This is a genomic window from Oleiagrimonas citrea (assembly GCF_012395255.1).
Lineage (GTDB): Bacteria > Pseudomonadota > Gammaproteobacteria > Xanthomonadales > Rhodanobacteraceae > Oleiagrimonas > Oleiagrimonas citrea.
The window spans coordinates 250,008-266,834 of sequence record NZ_JAAZQD010000005.1 but is presented as its reverse complement, the minus strand read 5'-3'; the positions used below and the strand labels follow the sequence as shown (position 1 = coordinate 266,834).

At 66.2% G+C, this 16,827-nt stretch carries 18 protein-coding genes; 10 read left to right on the top strand and 8 right to left on the bottom strand.

Features of this window, described 5'->3' with window-relative positions; translation table 11 throughout:
* Nucleotides 1-368: 368 nt before the first annotated feature.
* Nucleotides 369-827, top strand: a complete 459-nt coding sequence (locus HF690_RS13565) for a DUF192 domain-containing protein (protein WP_168609804.1) — start codon at nucleotides 369-371, stop codon at nucleotides 825-827.
* A 231-nt stretch (nucleotides 828-1,058) separates the two neighbouring features.
* On the opposite strand, the gene HF690_RS13560 is transcribed toward HF690_RS13565, so the two are convergent.
* Nucleotides 1,059-1,256, bottom strand: a complete 198-nt coding sequence (locus HF690_RS13560) for a rubredoxin (RefSeq protein ID WP_113065795.1) — start codon at nucleotides 1,254-1,256, stop codon at nucleotides 1,059-1,061.
* Between the two features lie 93 nt (nucleotides 1,257-1,349).
* On the opposite strand from HF690_RS13560, the gene HF690_RS13555 reads away from it, so the two are divergent.
* Genes HF690_RS13555 through HF690_RS13545 form a run of 3 tightly spaced genes read left to right on the top strand, consistent with a single transcriptional unit; the run spans nucleotide 1,350 to nucleotide 4,162 of the window.
* Complete coding sequence (locus HF690_RS13555) at nucleotides 1,350-1,991, top strand: thiamine phosphate synthase (RefSeq protein ID WP_168609803.1); 642 nt, start codon at nucleotides 1,350-1,352, stop codon at nucleotides 1,989-1,991.
* Nucleotides 1,988-3,277 carry a glutamate-1-semialdehyde 2,1-aminomutase gene (gene hemL, locus HF690_RS13550; protein WP_113065793.1) on the top strand — a complete coding sequence of 430 codons (1,290 nt, stop codon included), beginning with the start codon at nucleotides 1,988-1,990 and terminating at the stop codon, nucleotides 3,275-3,277. The genes HF690_RS13555 and hemL overlap by 4 nt, the downstream gene beginning before the upstream one ends.
* Before the next feature lie 3 nt (nucleotides 3,278-3,280).
* Complete coding sequence (locus HF690_RS13545) at nucleotides 3,281-4,162, top strand: ion transporter (protein WP_113065792.1); 882 nt, start codon at nucleotides 3,281-3,283, stop codon at nucleotides 4,160-4,162.
* A gap of 48 nt (nucleotides 4,163-4,210) precedes the next feature.
* Here the strand turns inward: HF690_RS13545 and HF690_RS13540 are convergent, their stop codons facing one another.
* Both HF690_RS13540 and HF690_RS13535 read right to left on the bottom strand, forming a co-directional pair.
* On the bottom strand, nucleotides 4,211-5,461 hold the full coding sequence (locus tag HF690_RS13540; RefSeq protein WP_168609802.1) for an acetylornithine/succinylornithine family transaminase: 1,251 nt from the start codon (nucleotides 5,459-5,461) through the stop codon (nucleotides 4,211-4,213).
* 83 nt (nucleotides 5,462-5,544) lie between these two features.
* Nucleotides 5,545-5,967, bottom strand: a complete 423-nt coding sequence (locus HF690_RS13535) for a VOC family protein (protein WP_168609801.1) — start codon at nucleotides 5,965-5,967, stop codon at nucleotides 5,545-5,547.
* A 380-nt stretch (nucleotides 5,968-6,347) separates the two neighbouring features.
* Here HF690_RS13535 and HF690_RS13530 point away from each other — a divergent pair, with 380 nt between their 5' ends.
* From HF690_RS13530 to HF690_RS13505, 6 genes are all read left to right on the top strand, one after another.
* Nucleotides 6,348-6,866 carry a hypothetical protein gene (locus HF690_RS13530; protein ID WP_168609800.1) on the top strand — a complete coding sequence of 173 codons (519 nt, stop codon included), beginning with the start codon at nucleotides 6,348-6,350 and terminating at the stop codon, nucleotides 6,864-6,866.
* Nucleotides 6,867-6,877: 11 nt separating this feature from the next.
* Entirely contained in the window at nucleotides 6,878-7,513 is a 636-nt protein-coding gene (locus HF690_RS13525; RefSeq protein WP_240151771.1) for a hypothetical protein, read from the top strand.
* Between the two features lie 51 nt (nucleotides 7,514-7,564).
* Complete coding sequence (locus tag HF690_RS13520; RefSeq protein ID WP_168609799.1) at nucleotides 7,565-8,737, top strand: adhesin; 1,173 nt, start codon at nucleotides 7,565-7,567, stop codon at nucleotides 8,735-8,737.
* A 105-nt stretch (nucleotides 8,738-8,842) separates the two neighbouring features.
* Nucleotides 8,843-9,541, top strand: a complete 699-nt coding sequence (locus HF690_RS13515; RefSeq protein ID WP_113065787.1) for a C39 family peptidase — start codon at nucleotides 8,843-8,845, stop codon at nucleotides 9,539-9,541.
* A gap of 23 nt (nucleotides 9,542-9,564) precedes the next feature.
* Nucleotides 9,565-10,374, top strand: a complete 810-nt coding sequence (locus tag HF690_RS13510; RefSeq protein ID WP_146742341.1) for a hypothetical protein — start codon at nucleotides 9,565-9,567, stop codon at nucleotides 10,372-10,374.
* A gap of 16 nt (nucleotides 10,375-10,390) precedes the next feature.
* Nucleotides 10,391-11,740, top strand: a complete 1,350-nt coding sequence (locus tag HF690_RS13505) for a hypothetical protein (RefSeq protein ID WP_113065785.1) — start codon at nucleotides 10,391-10,393, stop codon at nucleotides 11,738-11,740.
* 36 nt (nucleotides 11,741-11,776) lie between these two features.
* On the opposite strand, the gene HF690_RS13500 is transcribed toward HF690_RS13505, so the two are convergent.
* The 5 genes from HF690_RS13500 to HF690_RS13480 all read right to left on the bottom strand — a co-directional run bounded on the left by HF690_RS13500 (nucleotide 11,777) and on the right by HF690_RS13480 (nucleotide 16,786).
* The gene (locus HF690_RS13500; RefSeq protein WP_168609798.1) at nucleotides 11,777-13,153 is read right to left on the bottom strand and encodes a sigma-54 dependent transcriptional regulator; all 1,377 of its coding nucleotides are present in this window, start codon (nucleotides 13,151-13,153) and stop codon (nucleotides 11,777-11,779) included.
* Nucleotides 13,154-13,273: 120 nt separating this feature from the next.
* Complete coding sequence (locus tag HF690_RS13495; protein WP_113065783.1) at nucleotides 13,274-14,098, bottom strand: SDR family oxidoreductase; 825 nt, start codon at nucleotides 14,096-14,098, stop codon at nucleotides 13,274-13,276.
* 52 nt (nucleotides 14,099-14,150) lie between these two features.
* Nucleotides 14,151-14,756 (bottom strand): LON peptidase substrate-binding domain-containing protein, encoded by a 606-nt coding sequence (locus HF690_RS13490; RefSeq protein ID WP_168609797.1) that lies wholly within the window; start codon nucleotides 14,754-14,756, stop codon nucleotides 14,151-14,153.
* Nucleotides 14,757-14,798: 42 nt separating this feature from the next.
* On the bottom strand, nucleotides 14,799-16,202 hold the full coding sequence (gene mpl / locus HF690_RS13485; RefSeq protein WP_168609796.1) for a UDP-N-acetylmuramate:L-alanyl-gamma-D-glutamyl-meso-diaminopimelate ligase: 1,404 nt from the start codon (nucleotides 16,200-16,202) through the stop codon (nucleotides 14,799-14,801).
* Nucleotides 16,202-16,786 (bottom strand): adenylate kinase, encoded by a 585-nt coding sequence (locus HF690_RS13480; RefSeq protein WP_113065780.1) that lies wholly within the window; start codon nucleotides 16,784-16,786, stop codon nucleotides 16,202-16,204. Before HF690_RS13480 ends, mpl begins: the two co-directional genes overlap by 1 nt.
* Nucleotides 16,787-16,827 lie beyond the last annotated feature (41 nt).

Below are 16,827 nucleotides of genomic sequence, written 5' to 3'. Positions count from 1 at the left end.
ATTACAAAGGTTAAAGGTTTGGACGCTTGCATTGGTTGGACTTCTCCAACTCCGCAAGGCGCCCACACAAGTCACCTGCGCACACTGTCAAAGATCAATCGCTTGCGAAGTTTCCTTCGCGCCCCTTGTTAGGACGTTTCGTCCGAGGGAGCCGCACATTCTACATCGCTTTCCGTTTCCGTCAACACCCTTTTTCAAGGAAATTTTCGGTCGCGGTGATCGCCCTTCCGAGCGGCCGCTGCGATGTGCGGGCGGCGAATGATACGCCCTCAGGCAGAAGCTGGGAAGGGGGTATGTGAAACTTTTTTGCGAAGCGGGCGCGCTACACTCGGAAACCGCCCTGAAATCAAACGCTGAAGAGCCCCGACATGATTCGACGCTATCTGCTTCTCTTGGTACTGACGCTTCTCGCCGGGGCCTGCGCCGCGGCACCGCCTCCGTCGGCAACGCATGTATTGACGCTGCACGACCATACGTTCCACGTCGAACTGGCGACCAACAATGCACAGCGCGACCTCGGCCTGATGCATCGTACGCACATGGCGGCCGATCACGGCATGCTCTTCGTGTTTCCGTACAACGCAGTGCAGACCTTCTGGATGAAGAACACGCTCATCCCGCTGGACATGCTGTTCTTCGACAAGGACCGCAAGCTGGTCTCCATGCAACTGAACGTGCCGCCCTGCAAAGCGGACCCGTGCGCGCTGTATCCCAGCGGCAAGCCGGCGATGTATGTGCTCGAACTTGCCGCCGGGACGGCCGCTCAGCTGGACATCCAGACTGGCGACGCGTTTTCGCTGGAAGGTCCGATCGGACCGGTGCGCTGATCGCGCTCCTCATCGACATGACGGCACGGCAGACCCACCTGATAGGGAACCAGCGGCCCGGGCATCATCTCGGGATGATCGAGCCAGGCGTCGTCGAAAGGAATGAACTGTTTCATGGCTGCCTCCGTGAAGCGTGCGTCGGAACTGCAGTGCCATGAAACCGCGGCGCACGGCCGCCGGAGTGACCGATTCGGGCAATGATCTGACCGAATCGGCGCACGGGATGACGGATCAGTCGATCTCGATCATCTCGAAGTCTTCCTTGGTCACGCCACAATCGGGGCAAGTCCAGGTATCGGGAATGTCTTCCCAGCGCGTGCCCGGCTCGATGCCCTCTTCGGGCAGACCTTCGGCCTCGTCATAGATGAAACCGCACACTACACACATCCACTTGCGGGCAGCCACTGCCTCGGAACCGGTGACACTCATCGAAGGAACCACACCCGTGATAGGAAAAAAGAAAGATCTATTGTCGCAGCTTCGCGCGCCCGAGGTACAGCCAACCTCCGCGAGGCATGCCGCATGAATGCTGCGCGCCTGCCCTCCGGCGGTCTGTACGCCATCGCAAACGGCCCGTGCGAAGGTATCGTCGATCGCGCGATCGAGGCCATGCATGGCGGCGCATGCATGCTGCAGTACCGCGATCTCCATTCGGACAGCACACATCGTCTGGACATCGCCCGTGCGCTGGTGGCCGCGACGCAGCCATTCAACGTCCCGGTCATCATCGATCACGACCTCGATCTGATGCGCGCCAGCGGCGCGGCCGGAGTGCACCTCGGATCGATGGACGACGATCCGGTCGCCGTGCGCGCATCACTCGGTCCCGACGCCATCATCGGCGTGTCGTGCTATGGCGATCTCGAGCGCGCTCGAGCGATGGCAGCCAAGGATGTCGACTATCTGTCGTTCGGCGCCTTCCATCCATCCCCGAGCAAGCCGCACGCGCGGCAAGTGTCGCCCGAACTGCTGCGCGAAGCGGCCTCACTGGGGCCGGCCGTGGTGGCAATCGGCGGCATCACCCCGGACAATGGCGCTGCACTGCTCGCCGCGGGCGCGGACTTCCTGGCGTCGATCTCCGGCGTGTTCGGATCCACCGACCCGCGCGCTGCAGCCCGGCGTTTCCATACCCTGTTCGACGCAACACGAGCCGTTTCTTCATGACCAGCAACCACGAACTGTTCCAGCGCGCGCAACCGCTCATGCCCGGCGGCGTGAACTCGCCCGTCCGTGCCTTCAACTCCGTCGGCGGCGAGCCGTTCTTCACGCAGCGCGCCGAAGGGGCCTATCTGTGGGATGTCGAAGGCAAGCGCTATATCGACTACGTCGGTTCCTGGGGACCGATGATCGCCGGGCACAACCACCCGAATGTACGCGAGGCTGTGGAACGGGCCGTGCGCGACGGTCTTTCGTTCGGCACGCCGTGCGCGGCGGAAGTGACCATGGCCGAGACCATCCGCGCGATGGTGCCATCGATGGAGATGCTGCGCATGGTCAATTCGGGCACCGAGGCCACCATGTCGGCGATCCGCCTGGCGCGCGGCGCGACCGGACGCGGCAAGATCGTGAAATTCGAGGGCTGCTACCACGGCCACGGCGACAGCTTCCTGGTCAAGGCCGGTTCCGGCGCGCTGACCTTCGGCGTGCCGACCTCGCCAGGCGTGCCCAAGGCCAGCGCCGATCTGACCCTGACCCTGCCCTACAACGATCTCGACGCCGCGAAAGCGCTGTTCGCCGAACACGGCGCCGAGATCGCCGGACTCATCATCGAGCCGGTCGCCGGCAACATGAACTGCGTGCCACCCGAAACCGGCTACCTCGAAGGTCTGCGCGAACTGTGCACGCAGCACGGCGCGGTGCTGATCTTCGACGAGGTGATGACCGGCTTCCGCGTCGCCGCAGGCGGTGCTCAGGCGCGCTACGGCGTGACACCGGATCTGAGCACTTTCGGCAAGGTCATCGGCGGCGGCATGCCGGTCGGTGCCTACGGTGGCAAGCGCGAACTGATGCAGCAGATCGCGCCGACCGGACCGATCTACCAGGCCGGCACGCTGAGCGGCAATCCGGTGGCGATGGCCGCCGGTTTGGCGATGCTGGAGCTAGTCCGCGAACCAGACTTCCATCGCGCGCTGGAAGACAGGGGCGCCATGCTCGTGAACGGCATGCAGCAACTGGCCGACAAGCACGGTATCTCCTTCAGCACGCACCTCGTGGGCGGCATGTTCGGCCTGTTCTTCGGCCCCGGCCCAGTGACACGATTCGAACAGGTCACCGCCTGCGATATCGAGGCGTTCAAGCGCTTCTTCCACGGCATGCTCGAGCGTGGCGTGTATCTGGCGCCCAGTGCATTCGAGGCCGGCTTCATGTCCTCGGCGCACAGCCACGCCGACATCGAGCAGACGCTCGCCGCCGCCGATGAAGCCATGGCGGAACTGGCCGCCGGAGCCTGAACCTTGACCACCCAGCCCTCGCGCCATCGTTTCGAACCGCACGCTCCGGCGGGCGGCGCGGCCTGGCGCGAGCGCTGGTTCCAGGTGATCTTCGGACACCAGGACCGCCCCGGCCGCCTGTTCGACGTGATCCTGATCGCGGCCATCGTGGCCAGCATCCTGATCACGATGCTGGACTCGGTGCAGAGCCTGCACGCGCGCTACGGCACCGCTTTCTACCTGGCCGAGTGGACCTTCACCCTGGCTTTCACCGCCGAATACCTAGTGCGGCTGTGGGTCGTCCGGCGGCCGTGGCGCTACGCGCGCAGCTTCTTCGGCGTGGTCGACTTGCTGTCAGTGCTGCCGACCTACATCAGCCTCGCATTGGCCGGCAGCCAGTACCTGCTGGTGATCCGCGCGTTGCGCATCCTGCGCATCTTCCGCGTGCTGAAGCTGACCCGCTACGTGGGCGAGGCCGATCTGCTGTGGACGGCGCTGATTCGCAGCCGGCGCAAGGTGCTGGTGTTCGTCAGCACCTTCCTGACCCTGGTGCTGATCTTCGGCGCGCTGATGTACCTCATCGAGGGACCGCGCCACGGCTTCACCTCGATTCCGCAGTCGATGTACTGGGCGGTCATCACCATGACCACGGTCGGCTTCGGCGACATCACGCCGTCGACGCCGCTGGGCCAGCTCCTGACCTCGTTCATCATCCTGATCGGCTACAGCATCATCGTGGTGCCGACCGGCATCTTCACCGCCGAACTGGCGTCCGGCCTGCGCACGGCACAAACGTTGCGGCGCTGCGGGGAATGCGGCCTGAGCGGGCACGAGACCGATGCGCGCTACTGCCGGGGTTGCGGTGCCATGCTTGAGGACAACGACGACGACGCACCACCCGCCTGACCCGCACGGATGCGGCATCCGTGCCAGCAACGGGCATCCGCTCGCACGTCAGACGCCGGAAGCTGCCAGAAAATCGTCCAGCGCGGCGGACAGACGCTCCAGCCCTTCGGCCACGTCCGCGTCGTCGATGTTGAGCGCCGGCACCAGCCGCACCACATCGGGACCGGCCTGCAGGATCAGCAGACCATGCCGCGCGGCATGATCGAGGATCTCCCCCGCACGCCCCGAAAAATCCTTCTTCAGTGCTGCACCCAGCATCAGACCACGTCCGCGCACTTCGCGGAACAGGCGCTGCCCGCCCCTTTGCATCAGCGCCTCGCGCAGCACGACAGACTGCCGCTCGACGTTGGCACGCAAAGTATCCGAGTCCAATTCGCGCAGCGCTGCGCACGCCACGGCCGCCGCCAGCGGGTTTCCGCCAAACGTGGTGCCGTGGGCGCCAACGCCCATGACCTCGGCGACCTTCGCACCGGCCAGCATCGCGCCGATCGGCACGCCACAGCCCAGCGCCTTGGCCAGCGTGACGATGTCCGGCGTCACATCGTCCTGCGTGTGTGCGAACAGCGTGCCGGTACGGCTCATGCCGCACTGGATCTCGTCCAGCACCAGCAGCGCGTCGTGCGCGTCGCAGAGTTCGCGCAGACGCTTCAGAAATCCGGGCGCGGCCGGCACCACACCGCCCTCGCCCTGCACCGGCTCGACCAGAATTGCGGCCACGTCGCCCGCCTGCATCGCCGCTTCCACCGCTGCCGCATCGTTGAACGGGAGATAGCGGAATCCGCTCGGCAGCGGCTCGTAGCCGGCCTGGTATTTCGGCTGTGCCGTGGCGGTGACCGTGGCCAGAGTACGGCCATGGAAGGAACCCTCGAACGTGAGGATCACGCGCCGTTCCGGCGCGCGCCCCTGCGCCGTGGCCCACTTGCGCACCAGTTTGATCGCCGCCTCGTTGGCCTCGGCGCCGGAATTGCACAGGAACACGCGCTCGGCGAAGTCCGTCGCTTCGACCAACGCCTCAGCCAGCCGCAGCGGCGGCTCGGTGTAGAACACGTTGCTGACGTGCCAGAGCTTCTGCGCCTGCTCGGTCAGCGCTGCGAGCAGCGCCGGATGCCGATGGCCCAGCGCGTTGACCGCGATGCCGCCGCCGAAATCGATGTAGTCGCGTCCCTCGACGTCCCACACGCGCGATCCCTCGCCGCGGTCGAGCACCAGCTCGCGCGGACGGTAGACGGGCAGGTAGTAGCGCTGCCCGAGGGCAGTCAGAGCAGCGGTAGGCGCGTGTCCTTCGGAGGCATCGTGCATGGGGACGTTCCGTAGCGTGCGGCGCGCACTGTGGCGCCGCGAAAAGCCATTATGCAGTGCGCCGCAGTTCAGCGGCGCATCGGTCACCAGCTTCCGGTGTTCTCCATCGACGCCCACGGCTCGACCGGCGCCAGCGGTTCGCCCTTCTGCAGCAGTTCGACGGAGATCAGATCCGGCGAGCGCACGAAAGCCATGTGGCCATCACGCGGCGGGCGATTGATGGTCACGCCCATGTCTCGCAGGTGCGCGCACAGCGCGTAGATGTCATCCACGGCAAAGGCCAGGTGGCCGAAGTTGCGCGCGGAGCCGTAATCCTCGTCCGAATCCCAGTTGTGGGTCAGCTCGACCTCGACATCGGACTGGCCCGGTGCCGTCAGATACACCAGCGTGAACTTGCCCTGCGGGTAGTCCTTGCGTCGCGATTCGACCAACCCCAATCCTTCGCAGAAGAATCGCAGCGAAGCGTCCAGGTCGCGCACGCGCACCATGCTGTGCAGGAATTTCATCGGGTACATCCTCTCAGGAAAGATCGATTTCAACATTCGTGGTGAGTCGCCACAGCGGGCAGGCGGTACGCGCACCCGTCACCCGTACTAGGCCATCTGCAACCACAGATCGGCCGCACGGCAGATTCGCATGGCCAACCGGCCGACCGACACCTCTGCGTCAACTGTTGCATCAGCGTAACACCCCTTGCATTCCCCGCCGCGACGGTCTTTGACGCCGTTCCGGCAGGATGCGCGACCTTCACGCCTGTTGCACGGATGCAACACATTCACCGGCAGGACAACACGCGATTTCCATCAAAAACATGTCGCTTCAACACTTTGCGTCGGATGGCACCGAACTTGCGACTCCATGCCCGACAAAAAGCACGGAGCGCAACATGGACATTCAATCGCATCGCCCTGCCTCGCATCGCCCGGCACGCGCCGCATGTGCGTCGCTGGCGATGTGCATGCTGGTCGCCCTCGCCGCACCCAGCCAGGCCGGAGACGCCCACAAGGCGGTGAAGGCCAAACACGGCGAAATGGTCCTGTTGCGCGACGTACCGGCCCGCCACGCCACGCATAGCCAGCCGCCGGGCGTTGCGCTGATCGTCAACCCGAAGCCCAATCGCGAACTGGAGAGCGCGCTCGGCACCGGTGGCGAACTCGGCGATGCGGAAATCGCCTCGCTCAGTGCCAGCCCCGCCGCGGCCGGACATGTCACCGGGACTCGGGTGACGCAATTGCTCCGCACCACCACGCGCAACGGCACCGGCTCTTCGCAGGTGTCGCACAACAACGCACCGCCCGGCACCAACCCGATGAGCACCGTCGGCAGCGCCACGCGTGGTATCGACCCGCAAGTGCAGCGCGCGCTCAGCGCCCTGCCTCTGCCCACGCAACCGGGCAACCGCTGAGGACGATCCGCATGCGCTGTCTCCGTATCGCCTTTCTGCTAATCGTCCCGCTGACCTGGCTCGCGGCCACACCCGCACAGGCCGAGGACGACAACTACCAGCAGATGCTGCACTACCTCACGCAGACCCGCATGGACGGCCAGGCGCTGTCCGAAGCGAAAGGCGTGGTCGGCGTGAACATGGCCGCGGGCGACCTCAACCAGCAGGCCAACGTCCACGCCATCGCCATCGGCGACCGCGCGGCGATCCAGGTGCGCACCGGTCAATCGCGGACGGCGAACGTCGCCACCGCACCCGACATCGCCAGCGCCAGCATCGGCGGCCGCGCCATGCAGAGCGCACAAGGCATTTTTTCCATCAATCAGGCCAGCGGCACCGGCAACGCGGAACTGAACGTGGTGACCGCAGCGCTGGCCAGACAGGGCATACGCGAAGCCGGCGACGCATGGATCGCCGCCGCCTCCGCGTCCGCAGGGGGAACCGCTTCCCCCGCTCCGTCGGCGGCTGCCGGCAAGGAGCGTTCCGTCGCCGTCGAATCGACTGCCATGCAGGAGGTTCGAGGCGTCGTGCAACTCAATCAGGTCGCGGGTTCGTCCAATGCAACAGCCAACCAGTTGCATCTGTCGATCTCGCAACCCGTGCAGTAGCTAACCAGCTGATCACTAGGACAGAGAGAGGGAAACACGATGAACAAGACCATGAAACGAACCGTTCTGGCCATCGCCGTCGCCACGTTGTTCGGCGGCAGTGCGTATGCGCAGAGCGCGGACCCGCATCAGGGCAACAACGACCGTGTCAGCTTCGAGAAGGACGTGTCGCTGAACTCCGACGTGACCCTGCGCGGGCGCGTGCAGGTGGACGGCACGATCAACGTCGACTCGGCCGCCGTCTCCATCGTCAACAACCGTCAGACCAACGGCGCCAACTACGTCGAGAATCAGATGGTCACCAATGACTCGGACGTCGACGGCAACGCCGGCCGCGAGACCTCCGGCAACATCGGCGCGAACGTCGCTTCCGGCGACAACAACCAGCAGGACAACGCCGCCGCGCTGTCCGCGGCCGACGCCAGCTTCACCTTCGGCATGGCCGACTCGGAAGTCTTCGTCGATCAGCAGGGTTCCTTCAACCAGACCCTGAACATGGCCACCACCAACCAGGCCGTGATCGGCAACAGCGCGTTCCGCGACGCGTCCGGCAACATCGGCGTGAACGTGACCTCGGGCAACAACAACCAGCAGAAGAATGCGATGGCCGCCTCCGTGGCGACCAGCAGCTTCGCGCAGGCCACGGTGTCCTCCGACCAGGCGTCCGGTCACAACGAGACCATCAACGCGCTGTACGAGGATGTCTACATGACCTCGGTCGAGGTCTCGCTGAGCGGCAGCGGAAGCGGCAGCTACAGCGGTGGAGGCCAGGGCAGCGCCGACCTCGGTCTGAGCGGTGCGGTCGACCAGATCGGCGACGTCTATCCGGATACCTGGACGGGCGACGCGCATCCGGCGGGTTCGCAGACCGGCCACATCGATCTCGATACCGCGACGCAAGGCGGTTCGGACCTGAACGGCGACGGCGGTGCGCTGGCCTTCGGCTTCACGGACGACTCGTCCGCTTCGGGCGGCCTGGGCTTCGAGGAGTCGGGTGACGTCGCGCTGGACAACATCAACCTGTCCGGCACGGTGAACTACCTGCAGATCTCGTACCTGCCGACCACCAACACCGCATCGCTGGGCGGCAACGCCTTCCGCGGCGCGTCCGGCAACATCGGCATCAATGTCTCGGCCGGCACCGGCAACCAGCAGGCCAACAGCCTGGCAATGGCCGTTGCGCAGCCGAGCACCGGTAATGGTGGCGGCGGCGGTGGTGAATAACACCGCATGATCCTCGCACCTTTGGGTGCGATCGCTCCCCGGCCGCTCCTCCCGCGGCCGGGGAGCACTTTCGGACACCGAGATCGAGACACGAGGCCTTGCACCATGCGCTTGTTCACCGCCTGCCTGGCACTTGTATGTGCGCTGACCGCGACCGTTCCGGCACGCAGCGGCGACGTACAGTTCTCCGGTGTGCTGCCCAACGGCGCGCTGTACGCGCGCAACGTGGAGAGCATGCAGGAAGCGCGCTATCGCTACATCGTGCGGCAACGCACCGATTACAGCTGCGGCGCGGCAGCCCTGGCGACGATTCTGCGCTACGGCTACGGCATGAACGTGGACGAGCACCTGGTCATCCAGGGCCTGATGGGTGTCTCCGATCCCGAGGAGGTCGCCAAGCGCGGCTTCTCGCTGCTCGACATCAAGCACTACGTTCAGAACCTCGGGCTGCGCGGACGCGGCTACCGCGTCACCGTCGAGCGCCTGCGCACCCTGCGTGTGCCCACGATCGTGCTGATGAACGTCAACGGCTTCAGCCACTTCGTCGTGCTCAAGCAAGTGCACGAGAACACCGTGGAAGTCGCCGACCCGATGCTCGGCAACCGTTCGTTGCCACTCAAGGATTTCCTCCGCGACTGGCCGTCGCGCGCGCTGTTCGTGGTCATTGGCAGCGGCTTCGATCGCCAGACCGTATTGCTCAAACCCATGCAGAAACCCAGCGCACGCGCCCTGTTCGCGCGACGCGGCCCCATTTCCGACGCCGAACTGCTGGATTTCGGCTTCACCAACGCCGACCTGTTCTGACGGCCGGCGTGCAGGAGCACATCATGAAGACTTCGCTATCACTGGTCACCGTCGCCCTCGGCTTCGCCGGCGTCTCGGCCCAGGTGCAGGCCATGGAGCATGCCCCGGCCGCCAACGGAATGAGCGAGATCGGCGACGAAGAACTGGCCCAGATGCGCGGACGCTGGACGCCGGGCGGCGACAGCAGCAGCACGGTGGCCTACTTCGGCGTCACCATGAACAGCAGCTGGACCTCGACCAGCGGCCAGCAGCTGCAGAGCGCGATGACCGTCGGCATGAGCTTCGACGACCAGAACACGCCCACCGTGACCTTCCAGCCCACGGTCACCATCGTCAGCACGAATCCCATTCCCACTACGGCCAACGGCACGACCACCACCCGGTCGGTCGACAGCTCGGGCCTGAACAACGTGTCTGGCCTGGTGCAGGGCGTGCAGGTCGCGGGCGACGCCAATAGCGCCGACAACGTGACCTCGGTGACGGTGCGCAACGAGCGCGACGTCGGCACGCCCAGCGTCGCCCAGCAACCGGGCACGACCTTCACCGGCCAGCCACAGCAGAGCACAGTGCGCGACGGTAACGCCACGGCCACCGCCCGCATTGACGGCAGCGGCGCCCGCGTGGCGCTCAGCATTGCCGGTCAGGGCCAGGTGCAGCAGTGGATCCGCAGCGGCAGCCTGGGCCAGGTCATCGCACTCGGCGCCGACGGCCAGCGCGTGCACAACAGCATGCAGATCGACCTGGTGCAGCGTTCGCTGGCCAGCAACGTTAGCCTCAGCCGCGATTTCGCGCAGTCGATCAATCAGGTACGCGGTATCGGCCTGACCTATTGAACAGGGGACACAACACATGATTGGCAATCGCAACAAGGCACGGCTTGGGCGGACCCTGCTGGCCGCCTCCATCGCGCTGGCGCTACCGGCAGGTGCATGGGCTCAGACTGCGGCGCCGACGAACACCATGTCGGCCCCGGAGAAGGAACAGGCGGAGGTGCGCACCCTGATGGCGCAGCTGCAGGCGCTGAAGGCCGGGTACGCCGACCAGGTGCGCCGCCTGCGCGACCTCGACGCCCAGGTGCAGGCGCTGGAAGCGCGCCTCGCGGGACGCACCACCAATCAGCCATTGCCCGCGCGCCCGGCTCCCGGCCAGCCTCCGCAGCAAGTCGCGCGGACCGGCGACGCCTCCGGAACGCAGCCGATCCGCAACGCCCAGGGCAGCACCGGCGAAGACGCCAAGCCCTCGCGCAGCGTCGAGGACGTGCTGCAGCAGGAGCACGCGGTGTTCGATCGCAAGCTCACCCTCGAGAACGGTCTGACCTACGCACGCTACGACCGCAAGCAGCTCACGCTGAACGGGTTTCTCGCCCTCGACGCGATCTTCCTCGGCAACATCGCGGTCGAGAATGTCGAATCCGATACGCTGACCTACAACTTCGCCGCACGCTACGGTCTCAGCCCGCGCTGGACACTGAATCTCGACGTGCCGTACCTGGCCCGCCGCACCACCTACCAGAAGGGCGGTGCCGGCGGCTCGGCGGCCGCCACGGCCGAGCAGAAGGTGTTCGGCAGCCACATCGGCGATGCCTCACTGAGCGTCAACTACCGCATGCTTCCGGAAACCGCGAGCCGACCCGACACCGTGCTCACCTTCGGCGTCACCGCGCCGACCGGACGCCACCCGTACGGCATCGACTGGCGCGTCCTGGAGCGCGACAACGACCAGTTCGTACGCTTCGCAGTGCCCAGCGAACAGCCCACCGGCAACGGCATGTGGACCGCAAATCTCGGCGTGTCGATGGTGAAGACGCTGGACCCGGCGATCCTGTTCGGCAACATCGGCATCGCCCACAGTCTGTCGCGCGACTTCAACGATCTCGACAACAATCCCGACACGCTCAACCCGGGCCGCGTGCAGCTTGGCAATGTCTACACCCTCGGCGGCGGCGTGGCGTTCGCCTTCAACGAGCGCACCAGCCTGAGCCTGTCCTTCAACGACCGCATCAATGCCAAGGCGCGCGTGCGGCCGCGCGGCGGCGACTGGAATTCGGTGATCGGCAGCGACGGTCACGCCGCGACCTTCAACATGGGCGTGACGTACGCGCTGAACCAGCACACCACGCTGGTCAGCCTGCTGGGCATCGGCCTGACGCCGGACGCACCGGACGTCACGCTGAGCGTGAAGATTCCCTACACGTTCTGAAACGTCAGCACGCTGGCATCGACGCGACCGCGCCGTTCAGTGCGTGGTCGTGTCCAGCGTGACGCGGTATTTCTTGCACAGGCGGTAGACCGTCACCCGCGATACCTGCAGACGGCGCGCGCACTCGCTGACGTTGAAGCGGCTGGCGCGCAGACAGGCGACGATGGCTTCGCGCTCGGCGTGCGCGCGGGCGCGATCCAACGTGGACGCGTGCACGGAGATCGGCGCCGCGGCCGGACGTGCGGCCAGATCCAGGTCCGCCGCGCTGATCAGCGGCGCTTCGGCCACCACCGCGGCGCGACGCACGCGGTTCATCAGCTCGCGCACATTGCCCGGCCACGGGAACGCGCACATCGCAGCCTCGGCTTCCGGGCCGAAATCGCGCACATGCGTGCCCGCCGCATGCTTGCGGCGGAAGGCATCCAGGAAATGCCTCGCCAGACGCAGAATGTCCACACCGCGATCGCGCAGCGGCGGCACCGGCAGGCGCAGAACATTGAGCCGGTAGTAAAGGTCCTCGCGGAACCGCCCCTCGGCCACGGCCTTTTCCAGATCCACGTGCGTGGCGGCGATCACACGCACATCCAGATGGATCGACGTGCAGCTGCCGACCCGCTCGATCGTGCCTTCCTGAAGAACGCGCAACAAGTTGGTCTGGGCGTCCAGCGGCAGGTCGCCGATCTCGTCGAGGAAGACCACGCCGCCGTCGGCAGCCTCGATACGGCCGATCTTGCGGGCACCCGCGCCGGTGAAGGCGCCGCGTTCGTGACCGAACAGTTCCGACTGCACCAGGTTCGCCGGCAAAGCGCCGCAGTTGATCGCCACGAACGGCCCCTCGCAACGCGTCGAGCGCCGATGCAGTGCGCGCGCGGCCACTTCCTTGCCGGTGCCGGTCTCGCCGGTGATGAGTACGGGCACGTCAACCGGTGCAAATTTCGCGATCCGGGCGGCCAGCTTGTGCATGGGCGGGCTACAGCCGAGCATGCCCTCGAAGGCGTCGTCCGCATGCTCTTCACGATGCCCCTCGCTCAGACGCGCCATGCCCCAGGCATGACCCAGCGCATCGACCAGGCGATTCGAGGCCCCCGGCATGGTGACGTAGTCGAAACATCCCGCACGCACCAATGCCGTCACACGCGCATGCATCAACGCCTGCGTGCAGACCAGGGCCACCCAGCGCTTTTCGGGGTGGGCCGCGAGCAAGGCTTCCAGACGAGCAAGGTGCTGACCGTCATGACCGCGCAGATCGATCACACCGACAGTCGCCGCACTCCGTGCGAGCGTGCCCTCGATATCCGCCTGCGGATCCAGCTCGAGCAAGTCCCACCCGGCTTGATCCAGTTCGTCTCGGTGCGCCGCATCGGCCTGGCCGAGCCAGACCGTCTTGCGCCTGCATTGCGCCGGTTCGAGCATGAACGATGCCTCCGCTTCGTGACCCCATGCGCCGCGTTGTCCCACCTGCGACGTGACGTCTGATCAGCATCGCGCAGCGCCAACGGAACATCCATTCCACGGCCGGGCTATGACTTTCAGTCATTCGTCCAGAAAAAGGTCCGGCAGCAGGGTTTGTCCCGGTTCGACGGCATAGCTCGAGAAATCGGTCACGCCCGCTTCGCGCAGGACCTCCTCGTCGATCGAGAACCGGCCATTGCACTCCTCTGCGGGGCGACAGAGCAAAGCATGCGCGGCATCGGCGACGATCTCCGGACGGCGGCAATGACGGGGCTGCACCGCATCGCCCAGCATGGCCAGCGCCGCGGTCGCGATCACGGTACGCGGCCACAGTGCGTGTACGCCGATGCCCTGCGGTCCGAGCTCCGCGGCCAGGCCGAGCGTGACGAAGCTCATGCCCATCTTGGCCAGGGTGTAACCGGTGTGCGGCCCCCACCACTTCGGGTCCAGCGTGGGCGGCGGTGCGAGACTCAGGATGTGCGGATTGGCGGCCTTGCGCAGATAGGGCAGCGCTGCCTGCGCACAGACAAAGGTGCCGCGCGCGTTGACCTGCTGCATCAGATCGAAGCGCTTCATCGGCGTCTTCTCGATGCCGGCCAGCCAGATCGCGCTGGCGTTGTTGACCAGAATGTCGAGACCGCCGAAATGGTCCGCCGCCCGCGCCATGGCATCGGCAACCGCCTTTTCGTCGCGGATGTCCAGCTTGATCGGCAAGGCCTTGCCGCCGGCGGCCTCGATCGCCTCGGCCGCGGTATGGATGGTGCCGGGCAGCTTGGGATTGGGCACGCCGCTCTTGGCCGCGACGACCACGTTGGCGCCGTCGCGCGCAGCGCGCACGGCGATCGCGAGCCCGATCCCACGCGAAGCACCGGTGATGAACAGGGTCTTGCCGGAAAGTCCGCTCATGCGCGTTCCATCGTTGTGAAAATCGTGAGTGTACGCGCCTGACCGTCGGTCGCTACTCACGCTGGAATCGCGGCAGCGCGTCGCGCAGCTCGGCCAGACGCTCGACCGGATCGCGCAGTTCCAGCAGCATCTGCCGCTCGGCTGGATCCAGCGGTAGCAGCTCGGCCAGACGATAACCGACCCAGGACGCCTGGTCGTAGCAGGTCTGCGGCGCATCGCGCCAATGCGGCGCCGCCTGCTCGACAAGGCGGTGCAGGATATCGGCCAGCAGCACGAATTCGGCCGGTATCGACGTTTCCGGCTCCGGCTCCCAGCAACGCACATCGCCGCGCAACTGGCCGTTGTCGCGCATGTGCACGCGTTCGACGCGGAAACGATCCTGTCCCTTCGCATGAATACCCAGGATGCCGCCGGCGTCGGTGAAGAAATCGGTGATGCGCGCGAGCGTGCCCACGGCGGCCGGCACCGCCGGCTCCCCCACTTCCTGGCCCTCCAGAATCAGACACACACCGAAGGGCGCGTCACGCTGCGTGCATTCGCGCACCAGGTCCAGATAGCGCGGCTCGAACACCCGAAGACGCAGCTGTCCGGACGGAAACAGCACCGCGGACAAGGGAAACAGCGGCAGATCGGAGATGGACGAAACGGACGAAGCCATATCCCAAGTCTATCGGCCCCGGCGCGAAGCGCCAGGGAGATCCTAGGAGACGCCGCCGTCGACGTGCGAGTGCACACGAAGGGCGGAGGCAAAGCGGCGCGGCGCATCCTCGAATCCGCCGTTGGACATGAACACCACATGGTCGCCGCGGCGCACGGCGAACTTCAGCGCTTCCAGCAATGCATCGACGCTGGGCGCGACATGCCCGCGCCCCTGCAGGGCCGACGTCACCTTCGCCGCATCCCACGGCAGACCGGCGCGCTGCAGGAACACAACCTGATCGGCATCGGCCAGCGACGGCGCCAGGGCATCGGCGTGCGCGCCCTGGCGCATGGAATTCGAACGCGGTTCCAGCGCGACTACGATGCGCGCGTCGCCGACCTTCGCGCGCAGACCGGCCAGCGTGGTGGCGATGGCCGTCGGATGATGCGCGAAATCGTCGTACACATGCACGCCATCGACTTCGGCAATGGTCTCCATGCGGCGCTTGACGTTGGCGAAGTCCGCGAACGCCGGCAGCAGCGCGACCGGGTCGCAGCCCTGCGCCGTGGCGGCGGCCAGTGCGGCCAGCGCGTTCATCACGTTGTGACGGCCCAGCAGCGGCCAGTCGATCTCACCCAGCACTTCGTCGCCGCGTCGGACTTCGAAATGGCTGCCGTCGTCGGCCAGCAGCCGCGCGCGCCAGTGGCCGGCGTCGATGCCGAAGGTCTCCACCGGCGTCCAGCAGCCCATCTCCAGCACTTCGGCCAGGCGCGCATCTTCGGCATTGACGATCAGCCGGCCGTTGCCCGGCACGATGCGCACCAGATGATGGAACTGGCGCTGGATCGCGGCCACGTCGGGGAAGATGTCGGCGTGGTCGTATTCGAGATTGTTCAGCACGGCAATGTGCGGGCGGTAATGCACGAACTTCGAACGCTTGTCGAAGAACGCGGTGTCGTATTCGTCGGCTTCGATCACGAACGGCGCCTCGGCGGCGCGCGACGGTTCGGGACCGCCCAGCCGTGCCGACACCTCGAAATTGCCCGGCACGCCACCGATCAGGAAGCCCGGCTGCAGACCGTCCCACTCCAGCAGGTGCGCCAACAGGCTCGACGTGGTGGTCTTGCCGTGGGTGCCGGCGACGATCAGCGTGTCGCGCGCGGCCAGCACGTTCTCGCCCAGCCACTGCGGGCCGGAAATGTACGGCAGCCGCTCGTCGAGCATGTACTCGACCACGGGAAGCCCGCGTTTCATGGCGTTGCCGACAATGGTCAGGTCCGGCGCCGGCTGCAGATGCTCGGCGCGGTAGCCCTGACGCAGGGTGATACCCAGCGCCTCGAGCTGGTCGCTCATCGGCGGGTAGACGTTGGCGTCGGACCCCTCGACGGCATGCCCCAGCTCGCGAGCGAGCGCGGCGGCGCCGCCCATGAAGGTGCCGCAGATACCGAGAATGTGCAGACGCATCAGCCGTTGGCGGCGACGCGATCGCCCGGCAGCACGGCCAGGATGCGCTGGAACACCGCGTCCAGCTCGCCCACGCCGTCGACGACCTTGAGCATACCGTGACGCTGGTACCAGTCGGCCACCGGGGCAGTCTGCTCTGCGTAGACGGCCAGACGCTTGCGCACGACCTCGGGATTGTCGTCGGCGCGGCCTTCGGCCTTGAAGCGGATCTCGCAGCGCCCGACGATCTCCTCGGACGGCACTTCCAGCTTCACCACGGCGTCCAGCGGCTGGTTCAGGCGCTGCAGCAGGCCATCCAGCGCCTCGACCTGGGCCAGGTTGCGCGGGTAGCCGTCGAGGATGAAACCGTTGCGCGCGTCGGTCTGCGACAGGCGCTCTTCCAGCATGCCGAGCATGATGTCGTCGGACACCAGCTGGCCGGCGTCCATCACCGCCTTGGCCTTGCGGCCCAGCGGCGTGCCGGCGGCCACCGCCGCACGCAGCAGGTCGCCCGTGGAAATGTGCGGAACGTCCAGTTCCTTCTTCAACCGTGAAGCCTGGGTCCCCTTGCCCGAACCGGGTGCACCGAGTAGCACGAGTCGCATGATCGCTCCAATGAAGTGCCCCGCACGTCCTCTTCCGACGA

Bases quoted from the DNA above. Each gene is read 5' to 3' on its own strand.
- HF690_RS13565 (WP_168609804.1), top strand. From the start codon at position 369: ATGATTCGACGCTATCTGCTTCTCTTGGTACTGACGCTTCTCGCCGGG.
- HF690_RS13560 (WP_113065795.1), bottom strand. From the start codon at position 1,256: ATGAGTGTCACCGGTTCCGAGGCAGTGGCTGCCCGCAAGTGGATGTGT.
- HF690_RS13555 (WP_168609803.1), top strand. From the start codon at position 1,350: ATGAATGCTGCGCGCCTGCCCTCCGGCGGTCTGTACGCCATCGCAAAC.
- hemL (WP_113065793.1), top strand. From the start codon at position 1,988: ATGACCAGCAACCACGAACTGTTCCAGCGCGCGCAACCGCTCATGCCC.
- HF690_RS13540 (WP_168609802.1), bottom strand. From the start codon at position 5,461: ATGCACGATGCCTCCGAAGGACACGCGCCTACCGCTGCTCTGACTGCC.
- HF690_RS13535 (WP_168609801.1), bottom strand. From the start codon at position 5,967: ATGAAATTCCTGCACAGCATGGTGCGCGTGCGCGACCTGGACGCTTCG.
- HF690_RS13530 (WP_168609800.1), top strand. From the start codon at position 6,348: ATGGACATTCAATCGCATCGCCCTGCCTCGCATCGCCCGGCACGCGCC.
- HF690_RS13525 (WP_240151771.1), top strand. From the start codon at position 6,878: ATGCGCTGTCTCCGTATCGCCTTTCTGCTAATCGTCCCGCTGACCTGG.
- HF690_RS13520 (WP_168609799.1), top strand. From the start codon at position 7,565: ATGAAACGAACCGTTCTGGCCATCGCCGTCGCCACGTTGTTCGGCGGC.
- HF690_RS13515 (WP_113065787.1), top strand. From the start codon at position 8,843: ATGCGCTTGTTCACCGCCTGCCTGGCACTTGTATGTGCGCTGACCGCG.
- HF690_RS13510 (WP_146742341.1), top strand. From the start codon at position 9,565: ATGAAGACTTCGCTATCACTGGTCACCGTCGCCCTCGGCTTCGCCGGC.
- HF690_RS13505 (WP_113065785.1), top strand. From the start codon at position 10,391: ATGATTGGCAATCGCAACAAGGCACGGCTTGGGCGGACCCTGCTGGCC.
- HF690_RS13500 (WP_168609798.1), bottom strand. From the start codon at position 13,153: ATGCTCGAACCGGCGCAATGCAGGCGCAAGACGGTCTGGCTCGGCCAG.
- HF690_RS13495 (WP_113065783.1), bottom strand. From the start codon at position 14,098: ATGAGCGGACTTTCCGGCAAGACCCTGTTCATCACCGGTGCTTCGCGT.
- HF690_RS13490 (WP_168609797.1), bottom strand. From the start codon at position 14,756: ATGGCTTCGTCCGTTTCGTCCATCTCCGATCTGCCGCTGTTTCCCTTG.
- mpl (WP_168609796.1), bottom strand. From the start codon at position 16,202: ATGCGTCTGCACATTCTCGGTATCTGCGGCACCTTCATGGGCGGCGCC.
- HF690_RS13480 (WP_113065780.1), bottom strand. From the start codon at position 16,786: ATGCGACTCGTGCTACTCGGTGCACCCGGTTCGGGCAAGGGGACCCAG.